We start from the raw sequence: 6,779 nt of genomic DNA, 5'->3' as shown, positions 1-6,779 counted from the left end.
GGCATCGTCGTGGCCATCGCCGACCGCGGCCTCGGCGGCCGCCAGGTCTGGGTGCTGGGCCCGGCCCGGCAGCGGCACTACTACGCGCACCTGCAAACGTGGGCACCGGGGCTGCAGGTCGGCGACCTGGTGCAGCCCGGCGACCCGCTGGGCGCGGTGGGCGACAGCGGCAACGCGCGCGGCACGCCGCCGCACCTGCACTATGGCGTCTACGCCGAGGGCGGCGCCTATGATCCGCTGCCGCTGCTGCGCGCGGCTCGCTGAACGGACGCACTGGAACAGAGCGTCGCGAGCGACAGGCTCGTGGTGCCGCTCGCGCGCGCCTATCTTGGAGGCACACCCCGCGTGCGCCACTGCCATGACCGCCTCCCAACGCTATCGCGTCACCGTCACCCCGATCCAGGACGACGGCCTGCCCTGCCAGGGCCGCTGCACCATCGAACTGGAGGCGCGCTGTCGGCAGGACTGGATGCGCCTGCTCGAGGCGGCACAGCGCCAGCCCGGACTGCGCGGCGACGAGCGCGCCGCACTGATCGTCGGTACGCAGTTGCTGCGCGGCCTGGGCGAGCGCAGCGAGGGAGAGGCGCGTGAACTGCTGGCGCCGCTGCAGCCGGCGCTGGACGCGCTGCTGGCACGGCTGGCGCTGCCGGCCGCCTGAGCGACGACTCCCGCGCCGCCGGTTCCGCTAATCGCGCATTCACCGGCCACCGTTATGGTGAATTCCTCTCGTTCGCCCAGGGCTTCCCGATGATCTTCCGCAAGTTCACCCTGCGCGCGGCGGCGCTGCTGGCGCTCGCCGTCGCCACCCAGGCCCAGGCCGAGCCGACCATCCAGGGCCACCAGGTCAGCGTCGGTGCCGCCGACGTGCAGCATTACCTGGACAGCAGCTTCCCGCAGACGCACAAGGCGTTGGGCGGGCTGCTCAAGATGACCGTCCGCGATCCGAAGCTGAGCCTGCCGCCGGGCGACCGCCTGAAGATGCAGTTCGACCTGAGCATGGCCACCGGCGGCGGCACGCCGACGCCACTGGGCCAGGTCCTGCTGACCAGCGCCCTGCGCTATGACCAGCAGAGCCAGAGCTTCCACCTGCAGTCCCCGACCATCGATGATTTCCGCCCGGCTGCCAATGGCGGCAAGCTCGACGCCAATACGCGTGAGCTGCTCAATGCCTGGCTGGAGGACTACGCGCGCAAGGAGCCAATCTACAAGCTCGATCCGCGCCTGACCGCGATGCTGGGCGATGTGCAGATCCAGTCGGCCGGCGTGGAGAACGGTGCGCTGGTGGTGCGTTTCAACCAGGACATCGGCAAGCTGGTGCCGGCGGGCATGCTTCCCGCGCAGTAACCCACGCGACGTCCGGGGTGCGGCGGCAGCCGCCACCAGCAGCGCACGTAGAAACGGCGGCCTCGGCCGCCGTTTCTGTTTCTGGTGGGCTCCCGCATCCGCCACCATCGCGGCGGCGCAGGCGAATCGCCAGGCCTCAGCCCAGCGCCTTGGCCACCGCCTGCGCGAACGCCGGGATGTCGTCCGGCTTGCGGCTGGTGATCAGATTGCCGTCCACCACCACCTCCTGATCCTCCCAGCGTCCACCGGCATTGGACAGGTCGGTCTTCAGCGACGGCCACGAGGTCACCTGGCGATCGCGCACCAGCCCGCTCTCGGCCAGCAGCCACGGGCCGTGGCAGATCGCCGCCACCGGCTTGCCGGCGCTGGCGAAGGACTGGATGAAGGCGATCGCGGTCGGCTCGGTGCGCAGGCTGTCCGGGTTGATGACGCCACCCGGCAGCACCAGCGCGTCGTAGTCGCCGGCCTGGGCCTGCTGCAGGCGCTTGTCCACCGGCACGCTGTCGCCCCAGTCCTTCTTGTTCCAGCCGCGGATGCTGCTGGCCTCGCCCGGCGCGATCACGTCGACCTGGGCGCCCCAGGATTCGAGCAGGCGCTTGGGTTCCTGCAGTTCCGACTGTTCGAAACCGTCGGTGGCCAGGACGGCCACCTGCTTGCCGGCAAGGGAAGGCATTGCGCTCATGGGACACTCCTCGAGTAGGGGGAGTCCCACCGTAGAAACGCGCCGGTGGCAGTGCCGTGAACCGCGCGTCGGCGCGGCGTGCACGGCTGGACGCGACCTCAGCGCTTGGGCTGCAGCATGGTGCCGGTGCAGTTCTTGGCGCCGCAGCGGCATTCCCAGATCTTCTTCAGCCGTGGCGTGTGACGCTCGGCCAGGGTGATGCCGTAGTTGTAGGTGAGTTCTTCGCCGGGCTTGATGTCGCGCAGCGCCTCGATCACCACCTTGTCCTTGCGGCGGTCCTCGCCCTCGGCCTCGACGATCACCGCCTCGCAGTTCGGCGCACAGCTGTGGTTGATCCAGCGCGCGTCGTTGCCCTCGTAGTTGGCGTCGATCACGTAGTCGTCGCTGAGGGTGAACAGGAAGGTGTGCCCGGTCTCGACGTCGCCGGCCTCGTCGCGGTCGACTTCGGCGTGGCTGCGGCGGCGGCCCTTGTACTCGATGACCCGCTCGCCTTTCTTGAGCGGCAGCACGGCGAACACGCCGTTGCCATGGATGCGGGACTTGCGGGCGGCGATCTTGCGGGGCATGCGGCGATCCGGACAGGAAAGCCTAGATTCTGGCGCACATCGCCCGCGATCCCAAGCCCGCGCCTCCCGGTCCGGCGACCGCGGCCGCCGCGATCCCCCGAATCGCCGCGATCGAAAGAAAAGATGAATGGCCCGGTTGGACGCTGCGGCGCAAAAGAGTACAATTTCGGTCCGCATTGAAAAACCACCGCGTCGCCATGCTCCGCGTCACCAAGCTCACCGATTACGCCACCGTCGTGCTGACCGTGCTCGCCGCGCGTCCGAACGAAGTGTTGAGCGCGACCGAACTGGCCGAACAGGCCGGTCTGGAGCCGCCCACGGTCAGCAAGCTGCTCAAGCCGTTGGCCCAGGCCGGCCTGGTCGAGGGCCTGCGCGGCGTGCGCGGCGGCTACCGGCTGGCACGCCCGGCCGACGCCATCACCCTGATCCAGATCGTCGAGGCGATGGAAGGCCCGCTGGCGATCACAGAATGCAGCCACCACGGCAGCCAGTGCAGCATCGCCCAGACCTGTGGCGTGCGTTCCAACTGGCGGCTGATCAACGACGTGGTCGCCGACGCGCTGCGCGGCGTGACCCTGGCGCAGATGCTCCATCCCCTCCCCCCCTCCGGCGATCCGAAACGGCGTTCCATTGCCGTGCGGTTCGCGACCACCTGACCTGTAGGCAGCCCCATGGCCACCGAAAACGCTGAAATCCTGGAACGGCTGGGACGTCGCTACGACGCCGGCTTCGTCACCGACATCGAATCCGATTCGTTCCTGCCCGGCCTGAACGAGGACGTCGTGCGCGCCCTGTCTGTGAAGAAGGACGAGCCGGAATGGATGACCGAGTGGCGCCTGGCCGCCTACCGGCACTGGCTGAAGATGCCGATGCCGCACTGGGCCAAGCTGGACATCGCGCCGATCGACTTCCAGGCGCTGAGCTACTACTCCGCGCCCAAGGGCCCGAAGTACGCCTCGCTGGACGAGGTGCCGAAGGAGCTGCTGGACACCTACGACAAGCTGGGCGTGCCGCTGCACGAGCGCGCCAAGCTGGCCGGCGTGGCGGTGGACGCGGTGTTCGATTCGGTCTCGGTCGGTACCACCTTCCGCAAGGAACTGGCCGAGAAGGGCGTGATCTTCTGCTCGATGTCCGAGGCGATCAAGGAACATCCGGAGCTGGTCAGGCAGTACCTGGGCAGCGTGGTGCCGGTCGGCGACAACTTCTTCGCCGCGCTCAACTCGGCGGTGTTCTCCGACGGCAGCTTCGTGTTCATCCCCAAGGGCGTGCGCTGCCCGATGGAGCTGAGCACCTATTTCCGCATCAACGCCGGCCACACCGGCCAGTTCGAGCGCACCCTGATCGTGTGCGAGGACAAGGCCTACGTGTCCTACCTGGAAGGCTGCACCGCGCCGATGCGCGACGAGAACCAACTGCACGCGGCGGTGGTCGAGCTGGTGGCGCTGGAAGACGCGGAGATCAAGTACTCTACCGTGCAGAACTGGTACCCGGGCGACGAGGAAGGCCGCGGCGGCATCTACAACTTCGTGACCAAGCGCGGCGAATGCCGCGGTGCGCGCAGCAAGATCACCTGGACCCAGGTCGAGACCGGTTCGGCGATCACCTGGAAGTACCCGTCCTGCGTGCTGCTGGGCGACGACTCGGTGGGCGAGTTCCACTCGGTGGCGCTGACCCATCACCGCCAGCAGGCCGACACCGGCACCAAGATGATCCACGTCGGCAAGCGCACCAAGAGCAAGATCGTCAGCAAGGGCATCAGCGCCGGCCGCGGGCAGAACACCTACCGCGGCCTGGTCAAGGTGGAGCGCAGTGCCGAGGGCGCGCGCAACTACACCCAGTGCGACTCGCTGCTGATCGGCAAGCAGTGCGGCGCGCATACCTTCCCGTACATCGAGGTCAAGCATCCGACCGCGACCGTCGAGCACGAGGCCACCACCTCCAAGATCAGCGACGACCAACTGTTCTACTGTCGTGCCCGCGGCATCGACCAGGAAAACGCGGTGTCGATGATCGTCGACGGCTTCTGCAAGCAGGTGTTCCGCGAACTGCCGATGGAGTTCGCGGTGGAAGCCAAGAAGCTGCTGGAAGTGTCGCTGGAAGGCTCGGTCGGCTGACGCCTTTCCTTCTCCCTCTGGGAGAAGGTGGCGCGAAGCGCCGGATGAGGGTACGTGCGCAACCTCGCACACCCAAACCCGCGAGATGCTTCGCACCGCACCCTCACCCCAACCCCTCTCCCGGTGGGAGAGGGGCTACATCAAAGAATTCTGACGGACCATCCCATGCTCACCATAGAAAACCTCCACGCCTCCGTCGCCGGCAAGGACATCCTCAAGGGCCTGTCGCTGCAGGTGAAGCCGGGCGAAGTGCACGCCATCATGGGGCCCAACGGCGCCGGCAAGTCCACCCTGGGCAACGTGCTGGCCGGCCGCGACGGCTATGAAGTCACCAACGGCAGCGTGCGCTTCGACGATGCCGACCTGCTCGAACTGGAACCGGAGGAGCGCGCCGCTGCCGGCCTGTTCCTGGCCTTCCAGTACCCGGTGGAAATCCCCGGCGTGAACAACACCTACTTTCTGCGCGCCGCGCTCAACGCGCAGCGCAAGGCGCGTGGCGAGGCCGAGCTGGATTCGATGCAGTTCCTCAAGCTGGTCCGGCAGAAGCTGGCGGTGCTGCACCTGAAGGACGAACTGCTGCATCGCGGCGTCAACGAGGGTTTCTCCGGCGGCGAGAAGAAGCGCAACGAGATCTTCCAGTTGGCGGTGCTGGAGCCGAAGCTGGCGATCCTCGACGAGACCGACAGCGGCCTGGACATCGACGCACTCAAGACCGTGGCCGAAGGCGTCAACGCGCTGCGCTCGCCGGAGCGCGCGTTCGTGGTGATCACCCACTACCAGCGCCTGCTCGACTACATCAAGCCGGACGTGGTGCATGTGCTGGCCGACGGCCGCATCGTGCAGACCGGCGGCCCCGAGCTGGCGCTGGAGCTGGAAGCGCACGGCTATGCCTGGCTGAAGGAGCGCGTGGCGCCCGAGGCGGCCGTGCAATGAGCGCCCTGCTCGACTCGCTGGCCGCCGCGTTCCACGGCGATGCCGCACGCCGCGCGCCGCTGGATCAAGCGCTGCGCGACGGCCTGCCCGGCACGCGCAGCGAAGCCTGGAAGTACACCTCGCTGCGCGCACTGGAACGGCGCAGCTTCGCGCCTGCACCGCAGACCGCGCCGGCGGTGGACGCGGCCTTGCTCGACGGTATCCCGGCACCGCGCCTGGTGTTCGTCAACGGCCGCGCCAGCGATGCGCTGTCGGATCTGAGCGGCCTGCCGACCGGGGCGGAGCTGCAGCGGCTGTCGACCATCCTGCGCAGCGGCGACGCTGCCATGCGCTTCCTCGGCCGCCGCTTCGAACGCAGCGACGAGGTGTTCGCCCAGCTCAACGCCGCCCTCGCCGACGAAGGCTGCGTGCTGCGGGTGGACGCCGGCGTGCGCGTGGAGCAGCCGCTGCACCTGGTGTTCGTCTCCACCGCCGCCGAGGCGGACCTGGCCTGGCACCACCGCCACCTGATCGAACTGCGCCAGGACGCGACGCTGGCGCTGGTCGAGCATCATCTGCATGCCGGCGATGCCGCGCACCTGAGCAACAGCCTGGCGCACGTGCATCTGGCCGCCGGCGCGCAACTGAGCCACGCCCGCGTGCAGGACGAGGCGGCCGGCGTCACCGCGCTGCTGCGTACCGATGCGGTACTGGCGCGCGACGCGCAGTACCGGCGTGTGGACCTGGAACTGGGCGGCGCGCTGGCCCGGCACGAACTCAACGTGCGCCTGGAGGGCGACAACGCCAAGCTCGTCGCCAACGGCGTGCTGCTCGGCAACGGCCGGCGCCAGCTCGACACCCGCCTGGGCATCGAGCACATCGCCCGCGACACCGCCTGCGAACTGCTGTGGCGCGGTGTCGCCACCGGGCGCAGCCGCGTGGCCTTCCATGGCGGCATCCGCATTCGCCACGGCGCCGACGGCACCGACGCGGCGCTGTCGAACAAGAACCTGCTGCTGTCCGCCGACGCCGAAATCGACACCCAGCCGGTGCTGGTGATCGATGCCGACGAGGTCAAGGCCGCGCACGGCGCCACCGTCGGCCAGCTCGATGCCAATGCGCTGTTCTACCTGCGCTCGCGCGGGCTGCCGCAGGAACGCG

Annotated in this window: 9 protein-coding genes; 7 read left to right on the top strand and 2 right to left on the bottom strand. The window is 68.7% G+C overall.

Features of this window, described 5'->3' with window-relative positions; all coding sequences use genetic code 11:
• The 3 genes from D588_RS0110120 to D588_RS0110110 all read left to right on the top strand — a co-directional run.
• On the top strand, positions 1 to 264 hold a 264-nt coding region (locus D588_RS0110120), incomplete at its 5' end, for a M23 family metallopeptidase (protein ID WP_017915892.1).
• A 94-nt stretch (positions 265 to 358) separates the two neighbouring features.
• Positions 359 to 658 carry a DUF3861 family protein gene (locus D588_RS0110115; RefSeq protein ID WP_010342007.1) on the top strand — a complete coding sequence of 100 codons (300 nt, stop codon included), beginning with the start codon at positions 359 to 361 and terminating at the stop codon, positions 656 to 658.
• An 89-nt stretch (positions 659 to 747) separates the two neighbouring features.
• Positions 748 to 1,344, top strand: coding sequence for a DUF1439 domain-containing protein (locus D588_RS0110110; protein WP_017915891.1), 597 nt, complete (start codon positions 748 to 750; stop codon positions 1,342 to 1,344).
• Between the two features lie 136 nt (positions 1,345 to 1,480).
• Here D588_RS0110110 and D588_RS0110105 read toward each other — a convergent pair whose 3' ends face one another.
• Both D588_RS0110105 and D588_RS0110100 read right to left on the bottom strand, forming a co-directional pair.
• A complete protein-coding gene (locus D588_RS0110105; RefSeq protein ID WP_017915890.1) occupies positions 1,481 to 2,026 on the bottom strand; it encodes a type 1 glutamine amidotransferase domain-containing protein in 546 nt (181 codons plus the stop codon).
• Positions 2,027 to 2,124: 98 nt separating this feature from the next.
• Positions 2,125 to 2,592 carry an SET domain-containing protein-lysine N-methyltransferase gene (locus tag D588_RS0110100; RefSeq protein WP_017909663.1) on the bottom strand — a complete coding sequence of 156 codons (468 nt, stop codon included), beginning with the start codon at positions 2,590 to 2,592 and terminating at the stop codon, positions 2,125 to 2,127.
• A 197-nt stretch (positions 2,593 to 2,789) separates the two neighbouring features.
• Between D588_RS0110100 and D588_RS0110095 the strand changes: the two genes are divergently transcribed.
• The 4 genes from D588_RS0110095 to sufD form a co-directional block, all read left to right on the top strand.
• Complete coding sequence (locus D588_RS0110095; RefSeq protein WP_017909662.1) at positions 2,790 to 3,248, top strand: SUF system Fe-S cluster assembly regulator; 459 nt, start codon at positions 2,790 to 2,792, stop codon at positions 3,246 to 3,248.
• Positions 3,249 to 3,263: 15 nt separating this feature from the next.
• The gene (gene sufB, locus D588_RS0110090; protein WP_017915889.1) at positions 3,264 to 4,706 is read left to right on the top strand and encodes a Fe-S cluster assembly protein SufB; all 1,443 of its coding nucleotides are present in this window, start codon (positions 3,264 to 3,266) and stop codon (positions 4,704 to 4,706) included.
• Between the two features lie 165 nt (positions 4,707 to 4,871).
• Entirely contained in the window at positions 4,872 to 5,639 is a 768-nt protein-coding gene (gene sufC / locus D588_RS0110085) for a Fe-S cluster assembly ATPase SufC (RefSeq protein WP_017909660.1), read from the top strand.
• The coding region (gene sufD, locus D588_RS0110080) for a Fe-S cluster assembly protein SufD (protein ID WP_017915888.1) at positions 5,636 to 6,779 on the top strand (1,144 nt) is incomplete at its 3' end. The genes sufC and sufD, both read left to right, overlap by 4 nt.

Source organism: Xanthomonas sp. SHU 308, assembly GCF_000364645.1.
Classification (GTDB): Bacteria; Pseudomonadota; Gammaproteobacteria; order Xanthomonadales; family Xanthomonadaceae; genus Xanthomonas_A; species Xanthomonas_A sontii.
This window is presented reverse-complemented; position numbering and strand designations above follow the sequence as displayed.

Excerpts from the sequence above, each read along its gene's own strand:
- D588_RS0110115 (WP_010342007.1), top strand. The coding sequence starts at position 359 with ATGACCGCCTCCCAACGCTATCGCGTCACCGTCACCCCGATCCAGGAC.
- D588_RS0110110 (WP_017915891.1), top strand. The coding sequence starts at position 748 with ATGATCTTCCGCAAGTTCACCCTGCGCGCGGCGGCGCTGCTGGCGCTC.
- D588_RS0110105 (WP_017915890.1), bottom strand. The coding sequence starts at position 2,026 with ATGAGCGCAATGCCTTCCCTTGCCGGCAAGCAGGTGGCCGTCCTGGCC.
- D588_RS0110100 (WP_017909663.1), bottom strand. The coding sequence starts at position 2,592 with ATGCCCCGCAAGATCGCCGCCCGCAAGTCCCGCATCCATGGCAACGGC.
- D588_RS0110095 (WP_017909662.1), top strand. The coding sequence starts at position 2,790 with ATGCTCCGCGTCACCAAGCTCACCGATTACGCCACCGTCGTGCTGACC.
- sufB (WP_017915889.1), top strand. The coding sequence starts at position 3,264 with ATGGCCACCGAAAACGCTGAAATCCTGGAACGGCTGGGACGTCGCTAC.
- sufC (WP_017909660.1), top strand. The coding sequence starts at position 4,872 with ATGCTCACCATAGAAAACCTCCACGCCTCCGTCGCCGGCAAGGACATC.